We start from the raw sequence: 21,354 nt of genomic DNA on the forward strand, positions 1-21,354 counted from the left end.
TCGCGCGCTTCCCCCCTCTCCGCCCACGACCCTCCGCCTTGCGATGCACCGCACCAGACGCCGCGGCCCCCGCCCTTCGGGCGGACGACGCTACTTTCGAAACACGCCCTAGGACGCAGTAGCAGCGTCGGCTCGACTCGCCCCCGGCCCCCGCTTCGGTCACCGGGCGGGGGCTGGGGTCCCGCCTTGGCGTACTCATTCCTCCATCGGCACCCCCGCCGCCGCAGGAGGTCGCCGTAGCCGTCGGCTCGTTCCGCACGAGTGGCCTCATCTCGGCTGTGCCGCCTCGCGGTCGCCGGTCAGTCGGTCGCCAGGGCGAAGGGGCCGGTGCCGACGGCGATGGTTCCGCTGACGGTATGGGTGGCGGTGTCGATGGCCGAGACGTTGTTCGAGCCCTGGTTGGCGACATAGGCATGGGTGCCGTGGGGGGTGAACGCCACACCGTAGGGGGTGGTGCCGACGGTGATGGTGCCGGTGACGGCGTTGGTGGCGGTGTCGACGATCGACACGGTGCCCGAGCCGGAGTTGGTGACATAGCCGCGGGTACCGTCCGGGCTGAGGCCCATCCACCGGGGACTGGCGCCGACGGCGATAATGCCGGTGACCGTGTTGGTGGCAGTGTCGATCACTGACACGCTGTTCGCGCCCTGGTTGGTGACGTAGAGGTGGCTGCCGTCCGGGGTGACCGTCACGCCGTAGGGGTTGGCGCCGACGGTGATGCTGGTCAGGACGGTATTGGTACTGGTGTCGATGACGGACACGCTGTTCGAGCCGTTGTGGCTGACGTAGGCACGGGCGCCGGAGGGGGTGACCGCCACGCCGTGCGGGGTCGCGGCCACGGGGATGGTCGTTGACACGGTGCCGCTGACCGTGGCGATCACCGACACCGTGGAGGCCCCGTTGTTGGTGACGTAGGCGCGGGTCCCGTCCGGGGTGAACGCCACCCCTCGCGGGTTGGAACCGACAGGGATCGGGGTACCGGTCACGGCTTTGGCGGCGGTGTCGATGACCGACACCGTGCCCGAGCCGGTATTGGTCACGTAGGCACGCTGCAGGGTGTAGGTGAATCCGCCGGACACGGACACGGTGCCGCCCGCGGTGGTGACCTTGACCGTGGCTCTGCCGGTGCCGGCTGGAGTGGTGCCTGTCAGTGATGTTCCCGCCGCGTCGACCGTGACTCCGGTGGCGGGCACGTTGTTGTAGGTCACCTGGGCGCCGGTGAGATTCGTCCCCGTGAGGGTGAAGACGGTACCGCCGGAAGGTGTGCCGAACGTGGGGGAGAGGCCGGTGGCGGTGGGGGCGCGACATAGGTGTAGGTCGCGGGGTTGCTGGTGCCGCCGGCCGTGGTGACGCTGACGACGACCGTTCCGGCCGCGGCCCCGGCCGGAACGGTCACACTGATCTGGCGGTCGGTGATCGCTGTCGGTACGGCGGTCTGGGTACCGAAGCGCACACTGGTGGCGGTGGACAGCTCGGTGCCGTACAGAGTGATGACGTCACCGCCCGCCAAGGGGCCCGAAGCACCGCTCAAGGAACACGGGAACGGTGGCCCGGAGTAGCGGAACGGGATCGCGTTGCTGGTCCCTGCGGGCGTGGTCAGCGTCACCCAACACCGTGCCGGAGCCCGCCGGGGACACAGCGGTTACCTGAGTCGGTGAATCCTGGGTGATTCCGGTGGCCGGCTTGGTTCCGAACGTCACGGCGCTGGTGCCGACCAGATTCGTGCCGGTGAAAGTGACCAGGGTCCCCCCGGCGGTGGATCCTTGGCTCGGGGACATGGGCATGCCAACACTCCTTGCCAACACTTCTGCATATGACCGCGAGCGCCGCCGGTGAGGGTCACGGTGATCGGCATACCGGACGCTGTGTGACGCCAGGACCGCGGTGATCCCTCACGTCGGGGACCCGGTCGGGTCAAAGGCGGGCCGCGCCACAGGGCAGGACGGGCAGACCCATCGATTCCACTACGCAAAGTGATGCGTGGCGTCAAGTGAGTGACAAGAGGTGGTGTGTCGAATCACCCGAAAGGCTGATGTCGCCCTCGTGTCGGTCCGGCGCGTCGCATCCCCTGGCTCGGCGCACGTCACGCCATTCGGCCGTGTGGTCATGCGAGCCGGTCAACGTCGACGCTGCCTTCACGTTGCATTGGGGCAATGCAACGTGTCAATGCATCGAGAAAATCCGGCCGAAATCGTCCGACTGTGGAGAACATGCGTGAGGGGTTACGGCTTGAGTGGCCGGCGCGTTATGACAATCGCCTCACCTTTAAACTGCGGACGATTGCGCCGCCTGGGCCGGAGCGCTATTTCTACAATTGTCAACCACGAGTGAAACGGCCGTGCGAGAGTGGAAATTTTCAGCAAAGTCAACAGCTTTTAGTGATTGATTCTCCCGCGTGACGCGTGATACCCCTTTGGGCGCTCATCGTCATCAGTCTGCGCAAAGGGGTCATGCCATGAACGAGCAATCGACCGACGCCACTTGGCACGTGGACCATCGCTGCACCAACTGTGACGTCGCCCGGCAGCTCGCACCGGATCTGGTCGCCGAGGTGGCCGGTCGCTCCTCGGTCATTCGTCAGCCGCGCACCGACGCGGAGGAGGAGATGCTGTACGCCGCCGCATTCGCATGCCATACCCGCTCGATCCGGCACGGCGCGCGCGGACCTCGCCCGGAACGCGATCCCTTCCCGCTGCGTCTTACCGAGCAGGTGCATCTGTGCGGGCACAACTCGCCGCGCACCGCCGGCGCGAATTCCTACCTTCTGCGCCGGCCGGCCGGAAACCTGATGATGATCGACACGCCGCGCTGGAGCTCCGTCCTGGCCACGGAATACGCGGCCCTCGGCCCGATCACCGACGTACTGCTCACCCACCGCGATCACGCCGCCCACGGTCGTGCGTACGCCGACCGGTTCGGCGCCCGTCTGTGGATCCACGAAGGAGACCTGGCCGCCGCGCCGGACGCCGACGGCATTCTCCGGGGTGCCGAGCCGATCCAGATCGCCGACGGCGTGACCGCGCACCCCCTGCCCGGACACACCGAGGGCAGCGTGCTGTATCTCGCCGACGAGACCTACTGCTTCAGCGGTGACAGCTTCTACTGGTCCCGGACCGACGGCGATGTCGCCGTCGCGGAGTCGGTCACCTGGTACTCCGTCACCGAACTGGCCGCATCGTTGGCCCGCACGGCACCGCGAGTGCGCTTCGAGTGGCTCCTGCCCGGGCACGGCGACCGCAAGTGTCTGCCGGCTGACGAGTTCGCCCGCCGGATGCGCGACCTGGTCGCCCGCACCGCGGAACTCTCGCCGCGGCCGATCGACTTCACCGCGGTGCGCTGGTGACGTACGCCGCTCGGCGCCGAGGTCGTGGCGGACATCACCTCACTATGTCGGACAAAAGGTGTCACCATCGACGTTGTGCAACGTTCAACCATGCTGTCGAGGGAGAGAGCGGTCGCCGCGGTGCGACTGGTCCGTCAGCTCGCCCACCGGGTTCGCGTCGCGCGGCGGGGCCGTGTGGTGCACGGCGCCAAGGCCCTGCTGGCGGCCTTGCTCGCCTGGGGTGCGGTGAGTCTGTGGTCCCCCGAAGAGCGCCCCTACCTCGCGGTCGCCACGGCTCTGCTCATGGGCAACGCCTCCACGGTGTACCGGTCCGTGACGCAGTCGGCGCAGAACGTGGCGGCGCGGGTGGCCGGACTGGTCCTGGCGCTGGTCACCGCCCGGCTGCTCGGAGCGACCACGGCGGCCGTCGCCGTCATCGTCGTCATCGCGGTCCTGGCGGGTCCCCGCCGTAGCGCGGATGACCGGGTGCAGGTCGCCGCGATCGCGGTCATCGGACTGGCCGCCTCGGCGGCCGACCCCATGGGCAGCCTGGTGTCCTCCGTGCTCCAGACGCTCGTCGGCGCGGTCGTGGGCATCCTCGTGAACGCCCTCGTCCTGCCCCCGCTGTATCTGGAGGAGTCCGACTCGGCGGTGCGCAGCCTGGCCCATGCAATGGGAACGCTGCTGCACGACATGGGTGTCGGTCTGGCCCAGAGGAGACTGAGCGCCGCGTCCCACGGCTGGCTGCACCGGGCGCGCAGGCTGGAGGAGCGCCTTGCCCACGCGCAGGAACAGGTGCAGCAGGCCGATGAGAGCCTGCGGTGGAACACCCGGTGTGTCGCCCAGGCGCGGCGCGGGGACACGACCTCCGGCGAGGCCTTCCAGGCGTTGCGAGGTGTCTCGCTCCAGGTGCGCGGCATCGCGCGGACCCTGGTGGACAATGCCTCCGACAGCCATGCCGACCACCATCTGGGTCAGCAGTTCCTCGACCGGTACGCCGAGACCCTGCAATGGGCGGGGGCGGCCGTACGGGCGTTCGTCGAACCGTCGGCGTCGAACGGCGGGGCCGAGATGTCTCCCCGGGAGCGGCTGCGCGGTGCGATCGAGGGCGCACTGGACTGGCACGAGACGATGACGGGCCTGATCGTGGGCGGGAGTCTCGCCAGGCCGGGCGCGTGGCATGTGTATGGCTCGCTCATGACCGACGTGGAACGACTCCTGGCCGACCTGGATCGCGCGCATATGTACGCCAAGGGCGTCGGTGACAGCGCCGTGCGGTGATGCCGGGCCGGCCGAGTGGCCACACGGGGCACTCGGCGGACTCGGAAGCCTTCTCCCGGAAGACTCAGGCGCCTTCCTCCAGGAACCGGGCGAGGCGGGTCTCCAGGTCGAGTGCCTCGACCTCCTGGTCGCTCGGCACCAGCCGGTATGTGCGACACAGCCATCGTTCGACCGCTTTCAGCGCGGTGGTCAGATGGGCGGACCCGTGGGGAGAGGACAAGACGAGGTGCAACAGAGCCTCTGAACCTGTTCCGCTCGGCCAGACCCGCACGTCACCGTCCCCGCTGGGTGTCAGCAACCCCGTGGTGAGCAACTCGCGTGCGAAGGTCCAGGGCACGGGGCCCAGAAGGATGTCATGGAAGAGGAACTCCACCGACAGGGGGTCCTGCGCCCGGTAGAGCAGGTGCGTCGGCACGGTGACCCGGAGGCCCTGGGGAGTCACGAGTTCCATGTCGAGCATGTGGTCTACGCAACTGATCATGGCTGGCTCGGTGTGCGTCGGGGGCCGGGCGCCGAACCCGGGCAGTGTGCACCCTGCCCGGTTCGGTGTCGCCACGGTCCGTGGATCAGCGGAAGAGGGCCCCGTCGAAGTCGAAGCCGTGCGTGTCGCTGATCACGATGACCCATACGCCGCGGTCCCAGCGGTAGAAGTGGTGACCGTCGTAGCGGTAGCGCCAGCCGTGGTCGTCGTCGCAGTACCAGTAGCGGCCCTCGTGGTTCCAGTAGCGGTGGCCGTCCCAGCGGCGCTCGCCGCGGAACTCACGGTGGTCGCCCCGGCCGTCGTGGTCGCGGTCACTCCGGTAGGAGGCGCGGTAGGAGTTGTCGTCACTCCGGTAGGAGACGCGGTAGGAGTAGCTGTCGCCGCGGTAGGAGTCGCGGTCACCCTGGTTGGAGCGCTGGTCGTTCCGGCCGTCGCCGCCGTTCCCGCGGTTGTCGCTCCAGCTGTCACGGCCGCTGCCGTTGTGGTCGCCGCCGTGTTCGGTGACGCCCTGGGCGTGCGACACGACGACCGCGGGGCGGTCGGCTGCGGGGTTCGGAGCGGCCGAGGCGAAGCCTCCGGCGGCGAAAAGGGTGCCGACGGCGGCGGTGACGGTGAGGAGCGCGGTTGCGGCTCGCCGTCCAAAGGTGTGACTCATCATCTTTCTCCTTGCTGTACGCCGGTGCCGTGTGGGTGAGTTGGCCCCGGCGGTGCCCCGAGGTGGTGGGGCAGGAGCGACGTTACTCCTTGATTAATTGAGGATTAAATGTTTGCGCTGTGACATATTTCATGGACCGAAGGATCTGCTCCGTCACCCGGCGAACGTCGAAGCGTGGCTGGCCGACAGGGGTGATCTCGCCCCCCGGTGAGGCGTGGCAGGGTGCATCCAAGCTCCGTGATTTATTCCCTGGAGCAAATCGCATGGGTCGGATCGCGTTCTGCGTCCGCGTGCTCACAGCACCTTGCGATGGACCAGGGCCGTGAGGACGAGCATGCCCGGCAGGAGCGGGAGCCAGACCGTCAGGACGCGATAGCCGATGACGGTGGCCGTGGCCAGGTCCAGCGGCGTGCCGTAGCCGACCAGGGCGAACACCAGCGCCGCGTCCACGGGACCGATACCGCCGGGGGCGGGCACGGCCCCGGCGGCCGTGCTGGCGGCGAGGAACGCGAACACCACCTGCGCCCAGGACAGTTGCAGGCCGAGCGAGCCCCCGACCGCGGCGATCGTGGTCGCCTGGAGAACCGGACTGACGGCCGCCCCGCCCCACAGGGCGAGGACACGGCTGGGCCGGGTGTGCAGAATCCGTGCGTCGGTCAGAGCGGTGCGGACGAAGCCGAACACCGGGCGCTGTAGCGGACGTACGACCGTCACCAGGACGCAGACCGTGCTGGCACCCGTAGCCGCAACCGCCGTGATCAGGATCAACGTCCGGTGGCCGGGGACGAGTTGACTCAGCATCAGCACGCCCGGGAAGAACACGGGGAAGACGAGGAGCACCAGTGTCTTCGCGATCGGCTTGACCAGCGAGTACAGGGCGAGCGAGGCGGTGGCCCGGGCGAGGGGGATTCCATGGGTCTGCAGAAAGCGCAGGGTGACCGCATGGGCGCCGATGCTCGCCGGGAGTACGTGGTTGGCGGCGCCGGCGGCGAACTGCGAGGCCAGCAGCGGTCCCGCCGGAAGCCTCTCCGGTACGGCGCCCTGGCGGACCCAGGCCGCGTTCACCCAGCCCAGACAGGTGAGGAGGACCAGGGCCGGCAGCCACCGGGGGTCGGCGGAGGCCAGCCGGGCGGTGCCGTCGCGTACGGCGTGCCAGTCGACGACCGCCCACCCGGCCAGCAGCACGAGCGGAAACAGGGTGAGTGCCCGGCGGGCCAGGCGCGCGGTAACGGGGGAGCGCACCAGGGCGGCCGGCGCCCGGGGGAGGTCGTCGAGCGGGAACAGGGACATGGCGCACGTCGTCCTTCCACGTCACATCCGCCTGGTACGCGGCGGACGGATGAGGGGCGAGGCAGGGGGACGGCGGAAACCTTCCCGCTCGGTGTGACCGCACGGTGTCCGGCAGCCGAAGGGAGCACACACCGATCGCGGCCGGTGGGGGCCGGACGAGGCGCGCGGGGCGCCTACAGGGGCCGGTGAACGATGCTGGGACAGAGGGTGGACACGCCGACCTTGTCCGGCTGCTGCGTGGGATCGCCGGTTACCGGCTCCCGGCGCACTGCGACCGCGGCGGCGTCGTCCGCGAAGTTGCCGTCGCAGAACGCGACGATGTCGTTGCGGAGGTGTTCGATGAGCCCCTCGGGGGTGCCCGTGTCCGGCCAGGCCGAGATGCGCTCGGCGAGGGGATAGAAGCAGCCTGCCCGGTCGCGGGCCTCGGTGACGCCGTCGGTGTAGAGCACCAGCGTGTCGCCGGGTTCGAAGGCGAAGGTGTCCACGAGCGCCTCGGGGGCCCGCGGCAGGCCCATCCCGAGGGGAGTCGCGTACTGCTGGGGTGCCAGCAGGATCGCCTGGGCGTCGTGCACCCGGATCGGTGGCGGGTGCCCGCAGTTCAGGACATGGACGACGGGGGTGTTGTCCGGGACGTCGACCAGGACGGCCGTGATGAAGGACTCGTCCGTGTCAGGGCAGTCCTTGCCCGGCTGGCACCGGCTCCAGCCGACGATGGCATCCAGTTCGTTCCGCAGCGCGCGGAGCTCCGGTTCCCGGTGGGCAGCGCTGCGGAACGCGCCCAGCACGAGTGCCGCCTCCTCGATGGCGGGCAGGCCCTTGCCGCGGACGTCTCCGAGGAGCAGACGGGTCCCGTTCGCGGTGCGCACGGCGGCGTACAGATCGCCGCCGATTCGAGCCTGGTCCGTGGCGGCCCGGTAGGCGCTGGCGATGCGCAGCGAGCCCATCCGGTCGGGCAGGGGGTGCAGAACGACCTGCTGTGCGGCTTCGGCCACCGACCGTACCTGTCTCAGCTCCGCGCTGTGCCGCTCCCGCAGCCGACAGAACAGCACGGTGAAGGCGCAGATCACGATCAGCGCGATGAGCTGGCTCTCGTGGTTGGTGGTGAAGATGCTGCTGCGGAGCACGGAGATCGCCACCAGCGCCGCCACGGCGAGGGCTCCGATCAGGGCCGTGAGCCGGGAGCCGCCGAAAGAGGCGGTGAGTGCCGGTGCGACCACGAGCAGCGGCCCGAGGTGGATGTTCTGGGGCGTAAGGATGTCGGCGAGCGCGATCGTTGCGATCAGCGCGACCGGGATGGCCACGAGTCCCCGGTTCGACAGCCACGACCAACCGACACCTCCGCGGGGCTGGAGGCGCATACCTCCTGGATACACCCAGGCGTCGGCCCGCGCGCACTCGGTCGGCTGTCAGCAGGGACGCTCGGGGCGGCGCCCCGGTGGCTGGGCGGGGGTCGGCAAGGGCGGCGGCGGCTTGACGGGCCGGCTCTCAGGGGCGTCGAGGGACACCGTCACCGGCTCCCCGTAGTGGCTGATCCGGACGCTTTCCCCATGCATGAGCGTGTACGTGGCCAGGGACTCGGTGATCTCCACCCGCAGGCACTGGCGGCGGACCTGGACCGAGAAGGCGAGCCGGCTCAGGTTCGCGGGCAGCCGGGGTGCGAAGTGCAGGGTTCCCTCGTGGTGACGCATTCCGCCGAAGCCGGCGACCAGCGCGATCCAGGAGCCCGCCAGCGAGGCGATGTGCAGTCCGTCGCGGGCGTTGCGCTCCAGGTCGTCCAGATCCATCAGGGCCGCCTCGCCCAGGTAGTCGTAGGCAAGGTGCAACTGGCCGACTTCGGCCGCGATGACGGCCTGGATGCAGGCCGACAGCGAGGAGTCACGAACGGTGAGCGGTTCGTAGTAGGCGAAGTTCCGGGCCTTCTGCCCCTCGTCGAAGGCGTCGCCGCGCAGAAACATCGCCAGCACGAGGTCCGCCTGTTTGACCACCTGCTTCCGGTAGAGCTGCAGGTACGGGAAGTGCAGCAGCAGCGGATAGTCCTCGGGCCGGGTGCGGGAGAAGTCCCAGACCTCGTGGCGGGTGAAGTCCGCGGCCTGCTCATGGATGCCCAGCGCGCTGTTGTACGGCACGCTCATCGCGTCGGAGGCGCACCGCCACGCCCTGGTCTCCTCGGCGGTCACGCCGAGCGCCTCGGCCTGCCGGGGATGGCGGTCGGCGGCATCGGCGGCGGCCCGCAGATTGGCCTGGGCCATGAGGTTGGTGTAGGTGTTGTCGTCCGCGACAGCGCTGTACTCGTCGGGCCCGGTGACACCGTCGATGTGGAAACGGCCGCCGGAGTCGTGGTGGCCGAGGGAGAGCCACAACCGCGCGCTCTCCACGAGCAGTTCCACACCGGTGTCACGCTCGAAGTCCTCGTCGCCGGTGGCCGCGACATAGCGCAGGACGGCATGGGCGATCCCGGCGTTGATGTGGAACGCGGCGGCACCGGCCGGCCAGTAGCCGGAGCATTCCGCGCCGTTGATGGTGCGCCAGGGGAACGCGGCGCCCTTCAGGCCGAGTTGGCGGGCGCGGGCACGCGCCGCCGGCAGAGTGTCCTGCCGCCAGCGCAGTGCCGCGGCGACACTGCGCGGATGGGTGAAGGTGAGCAGCGGCAGGACATAGATCTCGGTGTCCCAGAAGGCATGCCCGTCGTATCCGGAACCGGTCAGGCCCTTGGCCGGGATGGCCCGCTGCTCGGCCCGGGCGGCCGCCTGGAGTACATGGAAGAGCGCGAAGCGGACGGCCTGCTGGATCTCCGGGTCGCCCTCCACCTCCACATCGGCGTGGAGCCAGAAGTCGTCCAGAACGGCCCGCTGTTCGTCGAGGAGGCCCTGCCAGCCGGTGCTGCCGGCCTCGGCGAGCGCTGCCTCCGCCTGGTCCCGCAGGGCCGTGAGCGAGCGCAGCCCGGACCAGCAGTAGGAGACCAGTTTCTCCAGCCGCAGTTTCTCGCCGGGCTTGAGGTCGGTGATCACCGTGAGCCGGGCGACGTCGTCCGTGCTCTCGCTGGTGGTCCGGGTGCCGGCCGGGCCCTGCACGAGGTGATCGGCGGCGGCCGCGATCCGAAGCCCGCTCTGCTCGGTGCGGTGGATCAGCCGCAGCCGCATCCCCACGGCGTCGTGCTCCTCCGGCCGTAGCGGACAGTCCAGGGCCGCGGCGACCCGCGGGTCCGCGCTGGGCTGCGGCATGGGCTCGTTGGCGACGAGTTCGGACTGGATGACGATGCCCACCTCGTCCTCCAGCGGCTCCACCTCGTAGACGATCGCGGCGATGGCCCGATGGGTGAGGGAGACCAGACGGGTCGAGCGTACGCGGACGGCCTTGCCCACCGGTGAGACCCACTCGCACTCCCGGCGCAGCACCCCGTCCCGCAGATTCAGCACCCGTTCATGGGAGCGGACATGGCCGTAGCGCAGGTCGGCCTGCTCGTCGTCGACGAGGAGGCGGATGAGTTTGCCGTCGGTGACGTTGATGACCGTCTGGCCGGACTCCGGGTAGCCGTATCCGGCCTCGGCGTAGGGCAGCGGATGCACTTCGTACACGCCGTTGAGGTAACAGCCGGGCAGACCGTGCGGTTCGCCCTCCTCCAGGTTGCCGCGCCATCCGATGTGTCCGTTGGACAGGGCGAAGACCGATTCGCTCTGCGCCAGGACGTCCAGGTCCAGCCCGGACTCGCGGACGCACCAGGGCTCCACCCCGTACAGCGGATGGGTGATCACGGCACGTCCCCCTCCCCGCCGCCGTCCAGGGCATGACGACGACGCCGGGCGGGCCGGTGTCGGGTGGTGTCCTCAAAGATCCGTTCTGTCATATTCCATACCTTCCCGCTCGGGCGTCCCTCCATCCTCGCCGGTCCCGGGAACGGCGGGGCGAGTGCACTACGTGACGGGGCGGAACGCTCAGAGTGACTGGGTGGCCGGACCGTCGGCCGCGCTCCCGGACCGCCGTCCCGCGCTCGCGCTGCCCCACGGTGCACCGTTCATGTCCTAGTCCGCACAGACCGCCTGACCAGCGTCTTTTCCAGCCGGAGCCACCGCAGGCTGGAGTCCGGGGATGCGTTCCGGCGTGTGTTCCCGACGCCGGAACGCACCGGCATTGGCAGGAACGCTTCGAAGGGGGCCGTATGAGCCAGACATCCGCATCCGTCGCCTTCGGCGGCAGGCACAGCACCCGGAACGCCGGCGCCAAGGGTGCCCGAGGCGGCCGGCCCGCCGAGGTCCGCGCACTCGGTTTCCTGCGGATCGACACGGTCAGGGGAGCGGCACGGACCCACGTCCACAAGCCCGACGACGACGCTGCCGAACCGAGCCTGCTGCTGGGCGTCCACGCCGCCGGCCGGGCGGTCCTGGTCCGGCGGGGAACCAGCACGGCCTGCGGCCCGGACGACCTCTTCGTCTGCGACGGCGAGGAGTCGTTCACACTCCATGAGAGGGAGGACTTCGCACTGCATCTGGTGCGGATACCGAGGCGGGTCCTCGCGCTCACCGACCACCGGATACGGGCCCTGTGCGCGCGGGCCCCGTTCTCCGACGGCGCCGTGGCACCGCTGCTGGTTCCCCTCCTGCGGGAGCTCGTCGGCGCGCCGGACGCGTACACGCCCCGAACGGCCCTCCATCTGGCCGGCAGTGTCGCCGAGTGGGTGGCCCTGCTGGCGGTCGAGGACTGCGATGCCGGACCGCAGGACGCCGAGGAGCGGGACGCAGAGGTGCCGGAGCGCGATGCCCTGCTCCAGCGGGTACGTGCCCACGTCGACGCGAATCTGTGGGACCGGGGCCTGACCCCCGCGAGTGTTGCCACGGCGCAGCACATCTCGATCCGCTATCTCCACAAGCTTTTCGAGGACCACGACAGCACGGTCGGCCGGTGGATCCAGCACCGGCGGCTGGAGGAGGCGCGTCGGGAGCTGGCGCGCCCGGGGCGGGACGACACCACGGTGTCCGCGGTCGCGAGGCGCTGGGGGTTCGCGAACGCCACACACTTCAGCCGCAGCTTCCGCGCCAGGTACGGCATGTCGCCCCGCGACTGGCGAGAGGACCGGACCCGGCAGTCCCGGGGGACCGGCGACACGAACGGCTGACCGGCCCGAGCACCCACCGGAGTCGGGGCCGGGGCTGATCTTTCAGGGAGATCCCGCCGCGGACGCGACCGCGAGGCGCCGCCACTGCTGCGGCGACTGCCCGTGGACGGCCTTGAAGGCACGGCTGAAGTGCGCCGCGTTGCGGAAACCCCAGCGCGTCGCCACCACGGAGATGGAGCGGCTCACCCGGCCGCGCCGCGCGAGTTCCCGCGCGCACTCCTCGACCCTCCGACGCAGGATCAGCCTGCCCACGGTGACTCCCTCGCCCTGGAAGAGGCGGTGCAGATAGCGGACCGAGATCAGATGCGCCCGGGCGATGCCCTCCGCCGAGAGGCCGGGGTCGTCGAGGTGCTGGTCGATGTACCGGCGGATCGTCACGATCAGCTGCTGGGGCCCTGTACGAGGAGACCTGTCTACGGAGTCGTGGGCCTCGTAGGCATCGTCGACCAGGGCGGCCACCAGCTCCGTCACGATGCCGCCGAGCCGCTCGCCCACCGCCGCGGGGATGCGGGACGCCGTGTCGTCCAGGCGCCGCAGGAGGGGAGCCAGCAGCGCGGCCACCCCGTCCGACGGCGTGAGGGCGTGGGCCGTGAGGGCCCGCAGGACGTCCCCGGGGATGTGCAGGGCGTGTGCGGGGAGGCGGAAGAACAACACGCGGGCCGCATCCCGCTGTTCGACCGAGAAGGCCCGGCGCAGGTCCAGCAGCGCCAGTTGCCCGCTCTCCACCTCGGCACCACGGCCGTCCTGGACCAGCCGCACCGCCGCGCCCCGGGGGACCACCAGGGCGACCGCGTCCTCGGTGTCCGTGGCGTCCGCGGCGCCCTCCGCGTACGGGTGCGAGCCACGGGTGAGCCGCAGCGGCCCGGCCGCACAGGCGATCAGGCGGACGTAGCCGAAGTGATGCAGTGTCACGGTGCCCGGTACGGGTTCGCCCTGCCGTGGATGATCGTGGACGGGTGCCAGCCATCGCGCCACGACGGCGCCGACATCGGAGGATGCCGCGGCGCACGGCCGACCGGCCGTCCTGGACGGGGTGCTCACGTGGACTCCTTTGGGCCGCCCCGTGATGTGGTGAACGGTGCGCCGGAGCGGGGGACGGACGCCGCTCTCCACACCTCTTTCCGCGACTCCCCGGCGGTCACGGGGAGAGGCGTCGGGTCATCAGACGGCACCTCGTGCCATACGGGTTCGAGGTGTCGAACGGCAGCCGAAGTGTGCACGCAGGGGCACGGGTGAGTACGGTGCCCCGGCCCGTTCCACGGCAGCGGGCGCCCTAGGCTGGATCGCGCGTCCGGGCCGAGTCGCCTCCGCCGCCGAGCGTGTGCCTCCCTGCCCGGCAGCGGGTGCGGAGCCGATCCCCCGTACGGCCCATGATCCGCCCCAGGCAGGAGTTGTCCGTGGAAGAAGACGTTCCGGCCCTCGGGGCGAAGCCTGTCCTCGAACGGCCGGTACGAGCCTTCGTCCAGACGCACGCCTGTCCCGCGGCGGACGACACCGACCCGGTCGCCTCCAGGGCCCGCATGGCGGTGCTGTGGAACGGAGACGGCCGTGTCGAGCCCGATGTGGAGGAGGAATGGCTCGCCCTGCCGGGAGGCGACGGCAACCGGATCCGGGTGCGGATCCTCCGCCCCGCCGGCAGCGACGAACTCCTGCCGGTGGTGCTGTACCTGCACGGGGTGGGCTGGATGCTGACCGACGCGCACGCACACCGGCTGCTGGTGGCGGACCTGGTCCTCGGCGTGGATGCCGCCGTGGTGATCCCCGAGCACGACGGACCGGAGGACGCCCGGTATCCGGGCGCCGTCGAGCGGGCGTACACCGTGGCCCGGTGGATCGCCCGCCATGGCGCACAGTGCCGGCTGGACGGGACCAGGATGGCGGTCGTCGGCGCCAGCGCGGGCGCCCAACAGGCGGCCGCCCTCGCCCTGGTCGCGCTGGAGCGCGGCGAGCCGGCCTTCAGCCACCAGGTGCTGGTCTGCCCGGTGACCGACGCCGCGATGGACACCCACTCCTACGACCAGTTCGGGGAGGGTTACTTCCTCGGCCGGGCCGCCATGAGCGGATACTGGCGGCAGTACGCGCCGGATCCCGAGATCCGGACACTGGGCACCGTGTCCCCGCTGCGCGCGGCCACCCGCCGGCTGCGCGGCCTGCCGCCTGCCCTCGTCCTCACCGCCGAGGCCGATGTGCTGCGCGACGAGGGCGAGGCATACGCGGCGCGGCTGAGGGAGGCGGACGTCCCGGTCGTATCGGCCCGCTACCACGGCACGATTCACGGGTTCGTCCTGTTCGATCTGCTCCGCGGCACGCACGCGTCCCGAGCGGCCCGCATCCAGGCGACGGACACCTTGCATGCCGCCCTACACGCCGTCTGACCGGCCGGCGCGGGACTCCGGTCCGTCCGTCGCCTCGCCGCCCGGCCCGGAGTCGTCCCCGAGGGGGCCGCTGTCGCGGTGCCTCCGCCACTCGCTCGGCGACTGCCCGTACGCCGCCTGGAACCGCCGGCTGAAGTGGCTCGGGCTGCTGAATCCGCACCGTGCGGACACGGCCGCGACGGTGAGCCGGTCGTAGCGCGGCGCGGCCAGCATCTGCCGTGCCCTGGTGAGCCGTTCGGCGATCAGCCACTGCTCCAGGCTGATGCCCGCCTCGTTGAGCAGGAGGTACAGACGGCGCACCGAGATGGCGTGCTCGGCCGCGATCCGCCCGGGCGTCAGATCACGATCCGAGAGGTGGCGGCGCGCGTATCCGGTGATCCGGGTGAGCAGGGTGTCGTCCATGGCCGACCTCACGGTGTCGGTCTCCTCGACGTGCGCGGCCGACAGCAGCAGCGCCCGTACGAGATCCGCGGTGGCGCTCGCCAGGGCCGGCGACCCGGGATCGGCCTCGAGACCGCCCGGATCGCGCCACAGGCCGCGCAGATGCTGGAGCACGAGGTCGTACAGCGGGCTGGCGCGCAGTTGCAGGGAGGCCCTGACCACCATGTCCACCGGCACGTCCAGGCGGTTCATGTCGAACATGATGGACTGGGAGGCCGCGTCGCCGGACCAGCCGTATGTACGGGGCGACAGCTCGTGGAACACACAGATGTCGTCGGACCCCAACAACGTACGGCGGCCCGCCACTTCGGCTCGGTGGAGGCCCGCGGTCTGGAGCGAGACGGAGACCACGGGACGGCTGCGGTGATGGCGTACATGCCGCTCGTTGCGCCGCACCTCGAAGCCGGAGTTACGGGTGGCGAAGAGGCTCAGATCGCCCACCTGCCACGCCTCCATGCGGGCGTGGATGCCCGTCGGGGGCTCCTCGTGGACGATCTCATTGGGTACCAGCGAGTCCGTCAACGCATGCCGAAACGCCTCCACCCGCTCGCGCGGCGCCACTGTGCCGAGATCGAGCAGCAGCACCCCTGCCCCCCTCACCGATCGTCTCCACCGACACCATGCATCCTTGGCGGCCCACCCGCGCTCCCGCAACGTCCTGGGGAGAGCTGGGCGCTGGGGGTCACCTGGCCGTGCGCTCTCGGGCATGTCGACCGCCCGGGCGACGCCTACCGTTCCGCACGCACACGATTGCCGGAAGAAGAGGGATCCATGCAGTTCGGCATCTTCACGGTCGGTGATGTGACGACCGATCCGACCACGGGCCGTACACCGTCGGAACACGAACGCATCAAGGCGATGGTCGCCATCGCGCTCAAGACGGAGGAGGCCGGTCTGGACGTCTTCGCGATGGGCGAGCACCACAACCCGCCCTTCGTACCGTCCTCCCCGACCACCATGCTCGGCCATGTCGCCGCGCGCACCGAGAAGTTGATCCTGTCCACGGCCACGACGCTGATCACCACCAACGACCCGGTGAAGATCGCCGAGGACTACGCGATGCTCCAGCACCTGGCTGACGGCCGGATGGATCTGATGATGGGGCGCGGCAACACCGGTCCGGTCTACCCCTGGTTCGGGCAGGACATCCGCCAGGGCCTCGACCTCGCCAAGGAGAACTACGCGCTGCTGCACCGGCTGTGGCGCGAGGACGTGGTCGACTGGGAGGGCAAGTTCCGCACGCCGCTCCAGGGCTTCACCGCGACCCCGCGTCCGCTGGACGGCGTACCGCCGTTCGTCTGGCACGGCTCCATCCGCTCCCCGGAGATCGCCGACCAGGCGGCCTACTACGGTGACGGCTTCTTCCACAACAACATCTTCTGGCCCGCCGAGCACACCCGGCGGATGGTCCAGCTGTACCGGCGGCGCTACGCCCACTACGGTCACGGACGGCCGGAGCAGGCCATCGTCGGACTGGGCGGCCAGGTGTTCATGCGGAAGAACTCCCAGGACGCCGTACGGGAGTTCCGCCCCTACTTCGACAACGCGCCCGTCTACGGGCACGGACCGTCCCTGGAGGAGTTCACCGAGCAGACCCCGCTCACCGTCGGCTCCCCCCAGCAGGTCATCGAGCGGACGCTGACCTTCCGGGAGACGGTCGGCGACTACCAGCGGCAGCTGTTCCTGATGGACCACGCGGGCCTGCCCCTGAAGACCGTTCTGGAACAGATCGACATACTCGGGGAGGAGGTCGTGCCCGTCCTGCGCAAGGAGTTCGCGAACGGCCGCCCGGCCGATGTTCCGGACGCGCCGACGCATGCGGCCCGGGTCGCCGCCGCGGCGTCCGCGAAGGGGGAGACCGCGGCATGAAGCTGGTCGCCGTGTCCGCGGGGCTGAGCACCCCGTCCTCCACCCGTCTGCTCGCGGACCGCCTCGCCGAGTCGGTCCGCGGCGAACTCGCCGCTCAGGGCCAGGAGCTGGAGACAGAGGTCATCGAGTTGCGGGAACTGGCGGTCGCCGTCGCCAACAACCTGGTCACCGGATTCCCGGCTCCGCCCCTGGCCGCCGCGATCGACGCGGTGACGGGCGCGACCGGTCTGATCGTCGTGTCTCCCGTGTTCACCGCCTCCTACAGCGGGCTGTTCAAGTCCTTCTTCGACCTGATCGACCCGGACGCCCTGACCGGGAAGCCGGTCGTGATCGCGGCGACCGGCGGCACGGCGCGCCACTCCCTGGTCCTGGAGCACGCGCTGCGCCCGCTCTTCGCCTATCTGCGTGCGGCGGTCGTCCCCACCGCGGTGTACGCGGCGTCCGAGGACTGGGGATCCGGCGGCGACGCCTTCACCGAGGGTCTGCCCGCGCGCATCCGGCGGGCGGGCGGCGAGCTGGCCGCCCTCATGGCCGCCCGTGCGGACGAGGAGACACCCGAGGACGACGACGTCACCGCGCTCGAACGGCAGCTGTCCGACCTGCGCTTCGACTGAGGCACCGAGGACGGCCCCGGTGCGACGGGGCGGTCGGCCGACGAGCACCCCGGGCGGTGGTCAGGCCTTCGGCGGCTGGGTGGGGACGTGCAACGGGCGGGCCAGTCCGGCCACTGCCTCGTCCAGACGCTGAAGGTGCCGCAGCACCCGGTCGGTGACGCGGTCGTAGCGGGGGGCCCCGAGGGTGCCCGGCTTGAGCATGGACGCGATGCTGGGGCCCGTCTCGATCACGGCGTCGGACTGTTCGTCGCTGACGTGCGTGGCGATGGCCTCGATGTTGTGGACGATACGCCGGCCCGCCCCGCGCAGCCGGGGATCCGCCGCGATCGACGGGTGCGCGGGCAGCAGTTCGGCGGTCGCCGCCAGGGCGCGCGCGTGGTAGGCGCAGGTCTCCAGCATCGCCACGACATAGCGGGCGGTGTCCCGGCGGGCCCGCATCGGCGTGATCGGATGGGTCAGCGGCTGTGTCGAGGAACGCAGATCGGCCAGCGCCTGGTCCAGATCGCGTGCCCGGTCGAGCAGATTGACCGCGGGACCACCGCTGAGCTGGCCGACGGCGGCCTCGGTGACATCGGCGAGCCGGGCCAGCGTGGTGCCGAGGAGTTCGTTCGTACGGCGATCGGTGTGGACCGGCAGCACCACCGCCGCCGCGACGATTCCGCAGAACACCCCGAGGGCCGTCTCCTCGATGCGCAGCAGGAGCACGGCGGCGGTGTAGGTGTGCAGGACCGTGTACAGGAGGCCCAGCATGGCCGTGACGAAGAAGGACATCAGCGTGTACGACAGCGGTGCCGTGTAGAACATCGCGAAGATGAACAGCAGCACGAGCCCGAACGCCGACCATGTGTGGTGCCCGACCGCTCCGGCCAGCAGGATGCCCGCCACCACACCGAGGATGGTGCCCACCAGCCGGCGATAGCCCTTGACCAGGATCTCCCCGGTGGACGCGGTGTTGATGAACACGATCCAGCAGGTCAGCACAGCCCAGTACCAGCGCTGGCTGGAGAGGAACTCGCCGCCGACCATGGCCAGCGCCGATCCCACGGCCACCTGTACGGCGGCGCGGGTGGTGGGGCGCTGGAGCCCGGTGGCCTCCGCCTCCGGGCGGGCCGCCTCCTCGCTGCCGTCGATCGCGGCGTTCTCCGCGTCCAGTTCCTCGCGCGAGCGGGCGGTGGCGGGGGTGTCGTCGGACTCGTCCTGGGGTCCCTCGAAGGCGATCCGCAGTGCCAGGATGGCGCGCCCCAGCTCGCCGATCCCGCGGAAGACGTCCTGGACGGCGGCCGGCGCGTGCGGCAGGTTCTCCTCCTCGCGGTAGCCGAGGAGCCGGTTGCGCAGATGGGACACCGCTGTCCCGGTGTTCTGTGTGGCGGGCCGCAGGAGAAGCAGATGCAGCGCTTCGAGGTCGCGGCGCACTGCGGCGGTCGTCTCGTCCCGCTCGGGCAGCGGCCCGCCCGAGGGCACAGGGGCCCCCGGCAGATGCAGGGTGAGCGTGTCGGCCCGCTTCGTGCTGCGCGCGGTGAGCAGCAGCAGACCCAGCCGTTCGGCGGCGATCTCGGCATCGGCGATACGGCGCTGCACGGCCCGGGCCACCGCCTCGTCGGAGGTGCCCTCCTCCAGCCGCCCCTGGATCATCATGGCCGTCTCGTGCAGTGCCGCGGTCCTGCGGCGCACCTCGTCGAGCACCTTCTGCAGGTCGTCCGGCCCGGCGTCGAGCAGGTCGAGATGCGCCGAGATCAGTTGCGCGAGGCGGGCCCTGAACGCACGGCGCAGTCGGTCCAGGATCCCCGCGGGGGTGTCGGGCACCAGGGCGAAGCGCACCACGGCGCTGCACACGAAGGCGATGACGATCGCGATACAGAGCCCCGGCAGCGCCGGGACGGTCGCCCCGACGAAGAGGGAGAGGAAGTAGACCTGGAAGACGATCAGCCCCAGTGCCGTACCGCGGTCGCCGAACCGGCGGCCGTAGACGGCGCAGAAGATGAGCCCGACGAAGGCGAGGTCCCCGGCCACCCGGTAGGAGTGCAGCAGCGCGCTCAGCGACACCGAGGCCAGCGCCACGGGAAGGCCCAGGGCCAGCGTGACGGCCTGGGGTGTCCGCTCCTTCTCGCGGATGGCGAACGTCGCGACCATGGCCGCGATGGCCCCCGCCACCAGATGCGACACGTCGGCCCGCAGGAAGGCCAGGACGGCGAGGGTGAGCGCGATGGAGCACACGGTCCGCAGCCCGGCCGTGAGCCGCAGCAGCCCGGGGTCCGACGCCGCGATGCGTGCCCATGTCTTCGCCCCGACCGACCGGCTCGCCATGCACCCTCCGCCGCACTCGCCCGTGTCCCGTCATGATCCCTTCCCAGCATCGCACGAGGGGAGGGACGGCAGGGGTGCCTGGGAAAGCGCAGCGCGCACCGGTGTCCCGTCTGCCGGGGGACCGGTGCGCGCTGTGGGCCGGGGTCAGACCGCCGGCGCCGGGTAGGTCGGGTACTCCACCCCGGAGACGTACTGGACTACGCGGATGACCTGGCAGGAGTAGCCGAACTCGTTGTCGTACCACAGGTAGAGGATCGCGTTGTCGCCCTCGACCTTGGTGGCGCCCGCGTCGACGATCGAGGCGTGGCGCGAGCCGATGAAGTCGCTCGACACCGCGTCGGGGGCGGTGGTGAAGTCGATCTGGCGCTTCAGCGGCGACGTCAGCGACACGTTGCGGAGGTAGTCGAGGACCTCCTCGCGGGTGGTCTCCCGCGCGAGCTGAAGGTTGAGGATCGCGATCGACACATCGGGCACCGGGACCCGGATCGAGCTGCCGGTGATCCGCGCCTTGAGGTCGGGCAGCGCCTTGGCGACGGCGGAGGCGGCACCGGTCTCGGTGATCACCATGTTGAGCGGCGCCGACCGGCCACGACGGTCGGACTTGTGGTAATTGTCCAGCAGGTTCTGGTCGTTGGTGAACGAGTGGACCGTCTCCACATGGCCGCGCAGCACGCCGTACTCGTCCTCCATCGCCTTCAGCGGCGGGACGATCGCGTTGGTGGTGCACGAGGCGCAGGACAGGATCTGCTCGTCCGGCTTGAGTGTGTCGTGGTTGACGCCATGGACGATGTTGGGGACGTCGCCCTTGCCCGGCGCGGTCAGGACGACCTTGTCGATGCCGGGGCGCAGATGCTTCGACAGACCCTCGCGGTCGCGCCACTTGCCCGTGTTGTCGATGAGGATGGCGTCCTTGATGCCGTACGCCGTGTAGTCGACCGAGGTCGGGTCGTCGGCGTAGATCACCTTGATCTCGTTGCCGTTGGCGATGATCGCGCTGTTCGCCTCGTCGACGGTGATCGTGCCCTGGAACTGCCCGTGGATGGAGTCACGGCGCAGCAGCGAGGCGCGCTTGACGAGGTCCTCGCCGGCCCGGCCGCCGCCCCCGCGCACGACGATGGCGCGCAGCCGCAGACCGTTGCCGGAGCCGGACTTCTCGATGAGCAGTCGGGCGACGAGCCGCCCGATGCGGCCGAACCCGTAGAGGACGACATCGCGCCCCGCACCGTGCTCGATCTTGTTGGCGCCCGTCGCACCGGCGACGGCCTCGGCGGTGAACTCCGCCACCGACAGACCGCGGTCGTCGCTCTTGTACGTCGCGGCGAGCATGCCGATGTCGATCTGGGACGCGCCGAGGTCGAGCGCGGCGAGGGCCTGGAGGAAGGGCATCGTCTCGGTGACCGAGAGTTCCTCACCGGCGATCTGCCGGGCGAAGCGGTGGGTCTTGAGGATGCTGACCACCGACTTGTTCACCAGGGAGCGGCTGTGCAGCAGGACGGTGACGTCCCGCTCACGGTGCAGCTTCCCGATGATCGGGATCATCGCCTCCGCGGTCTCCTCGCGGTTCTTCCAGTTGGTGAACGAGTCGTCATTGACAGTCACAGGTTTATCTTTC

General features: G+C 70.4%; 18 protein-coding genes and 1 pseudogene. 6 read left to right on the forward strand and 13 right to left on the reverse strand.

Annotated elements, in window-relative coordinates; translation table 11 throughout:
* Nucleotides 1–299: 299 nt before the first annotated feature.
* From AB0L95_RS32155 to AB0L95_RS32170, 4 genes and pseudogenes are all read right to left on the reverse strand, one after another.
* The gene (locus AB0L95_RS32155; protein WP_365167905.1) at nt 300–1,085 is read right to left on the reverse strand and encodes a beta-propeller fold lactonase family protein; all 786 of its coding nucleotides are present in this window, start codon (nt 1,083–1,085) and stop codon (nt 300–302) included.
* Nucleotides 1,086–1,118: 33 nt separating this feature from the next.
* Nucleotides 1,119–1,238 (reverse strand): annotated as a pseudogene (locus AB0L95_RS32160) (cell surface receptor IPT/TIG domain-containing protein); the annotation flags it as partial.
* Complete coding sequence (locus AB0L95_RS32165; RefSeq protein ID WP_365167741.1) at nt 1,205–1,606, reverse strand: IPT/TIG domain-containing protein; 402 nt, start codon at nt 1,604–1,606, stop codon at nt 1,205–1,207. The pseudogene AB0L95_RS32160 and the gene AB0L95_RS32165, both read right to left, overlap by 34 nt.
* Nucleotides 1,497–1,784 carry an IPT/TIG domain-containing protein gene (locus AB0L95_RS32170; RefSeq protein WP_365167743.1) on the reverse strand — a complete coding sequence of 96 codons (288 nt, stop codon included), beginning with the start codon at nt 1,782–1,784 and terminating at the stop codon, nt 1,497–1,499. The genes AB0L95_RS32165 and AB0L95_RS32170 overlap by 110 nt, the downstream gene beginning before the upstream one ends.
* Before the next feature lie 671 nt (nt 1,785–2,455).
* Here AB0L95_RS32170 and AB0L95_RS32175 point away from each other — a divergent pair.
* Both AB0L95_RS32175 and AB0L95_RS32180 read left to right on the forward strand, forming a co-directional pair.
* On the forward strand, nt 2,456–3,343 hold the full coding sequence (locus AB0L95_RS32175) for a ferredoxin (RefSeq protein ID WP_365167745.1): 888 nt from the start codon (nt 2,456–2,458) through the stop codon (nt 3,341–3,343).
* A gap of 90 nt (nt 3,344–3,433) precedes the next feature.
* Nucleotides 3,434–4,603 (forward strand): aromatic acid exporter family protein, encoded by a 1,170-nt coding sequence (locus tag AB0L95_RS32180; protein ID WP_365167747.1) that lies wholly within the window; start codon nt 3,434–3,436, stop codon nt 4,601–4,603.
* A 64-nt stretch (nt 4,604–4,667) separates the two neighbouring features.
* Here AB0L95_RS32180 and AB0L95_RS32185 read toward each other — a convergent pair whose 3' ends face one another.
* The 5 genes from AB0L95_RS32185 to AB0L95_RS32205 form a co-directional block, all read right to left on the reverse strand.
* Nucleotides 4,668–5,084, reverse strand: a complete 417-nt coding sequence (locus tag AB0L95_RS32185; RefSeq protein WP_365167749.1) for an SsgA family sporulation/cell division regulator — start codon at nt 5,082–5,084, stop codon at nt 4,668–4,670.
* Between the two features lie 85 nt (nt 5,085–5,169).
* Nucleotides 5,170–5,739: a hypothetical protein gene (locus AB0L95_RS32190; RefSeq protein ID WP_365167751.1), complete on the reverse strand. Its 570-nt coding sequence runs from the start codon at nt 5,737–5,739 to the stop codon at nt 5,170–5,172.
* Nucleotides 5,740–6,033: 294 nt separating this feature from the next.
* Entirely contained in the window at nt 6,034–7,029 is a 996-nt protein-coding gene (locus tag AB0L95_RS32195; RefSeq protein ID WP_365167754.1) for a lysylphosphatidylglycerol synthase transmembrane domain-containing protein, read from the reverse strand.
* 173 nt (nt 7,030–7,202) lie between these two features.
* The gene (locus AB0L95_RS32200; protein ID WP_365167756.1) at nt 7,203–8,387 is read right to left on the reverse strand and encodes a PP2C family protein-serine/threonine phosphatase; all 1,185 of its coding nucleotides are present in this window, start codon (nt 8,385–8,387) and stop codon (nt 7,203–7,205) included.
* Between the two features lie 48 nt (nt 8,388–8,435).
* Nucleotides 8,436–10,781 (reverse strand): glycosyl hydrolase family 65 protein, encoded by a 2,346-nt coding sequence (locus tag AB0L95_RS32205; RefSeq protein ID WP_365167759.1) that lies wholly within the window; start codon nt 10,779–10,781, stop codon nt 8,436–8,438.
* 404 nt (nt 10,782–11,185) lie between these two features.
* Between AB0L95_RS32205 and AB0L95_RS32210 the strand changes: the two genes are divergently transcribed.
* The gene (locus AB0L95_RS32210) at nt 11,186–12,139 is read left to right on the forward strand and encodes a helix-turn-helix domain-containing protein (RefSeq protein ID WP_365167761.1); all 954 of its coding nucleotides are present in this window, start codon (nt 11,186–11,188) and stop codon (nt 12,137–12,139) included.
* Between the two features lie 42 nt (nt 12,140–12,181).
* Here the strand turns inward: AB0L95_RS32210 and AB0L95_RS32215 are convergent, their stop codons facing one another.
* A complete protein-coding gene (locus tag AB0L95_RS32215) occupies nt 12,182–13,180 on the reverse strand; it encodes a helix-turn-helix domain-containing protein (protein ID WP_365167763.1) in 999 nt (332 codons plus the stop codon).
* A gap of 356 nt (nt 13,181–13,536) precedes the next feature.
* On the opposite strand from AB0L95_RS32215, the gene AB0L95_RS32220 reads away from it, so the two are divergent.
* Nucleotides 13,537–14,514, forward strand: coding sequence for an alpha/beta hydrolase (locus tag AB0L95_RS32220; RefSeq protein WP_365167766.1), 978 nt, complete (start codon nt 13,537–13,539; stop codon nt 14,512–14,514).
* Here AB0L95_RS32220 and AB0L95_RS32225 read toward each other — a convergent pair.
* Complete coding sequence (locus tag AB0L95_RS32225) at nt 14,500–15,555, reverse strand: AraC family transcriptional regulator (protein WP_365167769.1); 1,056 nt, start codon at nt 15,553–15,555, stop codon at nt 14,500–14,502. The two genes, AB0L95_RS32220 and AB0L95_RS32225, sit on opposite strands and share 15 nt — an antisense overlap.
* Before the next feature lie 171 nt (nt 15,556–15,726).
* On the opposite strand from AB0L95_RS32225, the gene AB0L95_RS32230 reads away from it, so the two are divergent.
* Nucleotides 15,727–16,824 carry an LLM class flavin-dependent oxidoreductase gene (locus tag AB0L95_RS32230; RefSeq protein WP_365167772.1) on the forward strand — a complete coding sequence of 366 codons (1,098 nt, stop codon included), beginning with the start codon at nt 15,727–15,729 and terminating at the stop codon, nt 16,822–16,824.
* Nucleotides 16,821–17,438: an FMN reductase gene (locus tag AB0L95_RS32235; RefSeq protein ID WP_365167774.1), complete on the forward strand. Its 618-nt coding sequence runs from the start codon at nt 16,821–16,823 to the stop codon at nt 17,436–17,438. Before AB0L95_RS32230 ends, AB0L95_RS32235 begins: the two co-directional genes overlap by 4 nt.
* Nucleotides 17,439–17,498: 60 nt before the next feature.
* Here AB0L95_RS32235 and AB0L95_RS32240 read toward each other — a convergent pair whose 3' ends face one another.
* Together AB0L95_RS32240 and AB0L95_RS32245 are read right to left on the reverse strand one after the other, a co-directional pair.
* Nucleotides 17,499–19,742, reverse strand: coding sequence for an FUSC family protein (locus AB0L95_RS32240; protein WP_365167776.1), 2,244 nt, complete (start codon nt 19,740–19,742; stop codon nt 17,499–17,501).
* 144 nt (nt 19,743–19,886) lie between these two features.
* Nucleotides 19,887–21,341 (reverse strand): glyceraldehyde-3-phosphate dehydrogenase, encoded by a 1,455-nt coding sequence (locus tag AB0L95_RS32245; protein ID WP_365167778.1) that lies wholly within the window; start codon nt 21,339–21,341, stop codon nt 19,887–19,889.
* Nucleotides 21,342–21,354 lie beyond the last annotated feature (13 nt).

This window comes from Streptomyces sp. NPDC052036 (assembly GCF_040680495.1).
Classification (GTDB): domain Bacteria; phylum Actinomycetota; class Actinomycetes; order Streptomycetales; family Streptomycetaceae; genus Streptomyces.

Coding starts and splice junctions, on each gene's coding strand:
- AB0L95_RS32190 (WP_365167751.1), bottom strand. CDS start 5,739: ATGAGTCACACCTTTGGACGGCGAGCCGCAACCGCGCTCCTCACCGTC.
- AB0L95_RS32170 (WP_365167743.1), bottom strand. CDS start 1,784: ATGCCCATGTCCCCGAGCCAAGGATCCACCGCCGGGGGGACCCTGGTC.
- AB0L95_RS32230 (WP_365167772.1), top strand. CDS start 15,727: ATGCAGTTCGGCATCTTCACGGTCGGTGATGTGACGACCGATCCGACC.
- AB0L95_RS32195 (WP_365167754.1), bottom strand. CDS start 7,029: ATGTCCCTGTTCCCGCTCGACGACCTCCCCCGGGCGCCGGCCGCCCTG.
- AB0L95_RS32240 (WP_365167776.1), bottom strand. CDS start 19,742: ATGGCGAGCCGGTCGGTCGGGGCGAAGACATGGGCACGCATCGCGGCG.
- AB0L95_RS32210 (WP_365167761.1), top strand. CDS start 11,186: ATGAGCCAGACATCCGCATCCGTCGCCTTCGGCGGCAGGCACAGCACC.
- AB0L95_RS32185 (WP_365167749.1), bottom strand. CDS start 5,084: ATGATCAGTTGCGTAGACCACATGCTCGACATGGAACTCGTGACTCCC.
- AB0L95_RS32200 (WP_365167756.1), bottom strand. CDS start 8,387: ATGCGCCTCCAGCCCCGCGGAGGTGTCGGTTGGTCGTGGCTGTCGAAC.
- AB0L95_RS32175 (WP_365167745.1), top strand. CDS start 2,456: ATGAACGAGCAATCGACCGACGCCACTTGGCACGTGGACCATCGCTGC.
- AB0L95_RS32235 (WP_365167774.1), top strand. CDS start 16,821: ATGAAGCTGGTCGCCGTGTCCGCGGGGCTGAGCACCCCGTCCTCCACC.
- AB0L95_RS32180 (WP_365167747.1), top strand. CDS start 3,434: ATGCTGTCGAGGGAGAGAGCGGTCGCCGCGGTGCGACTGGTCCGTCAG.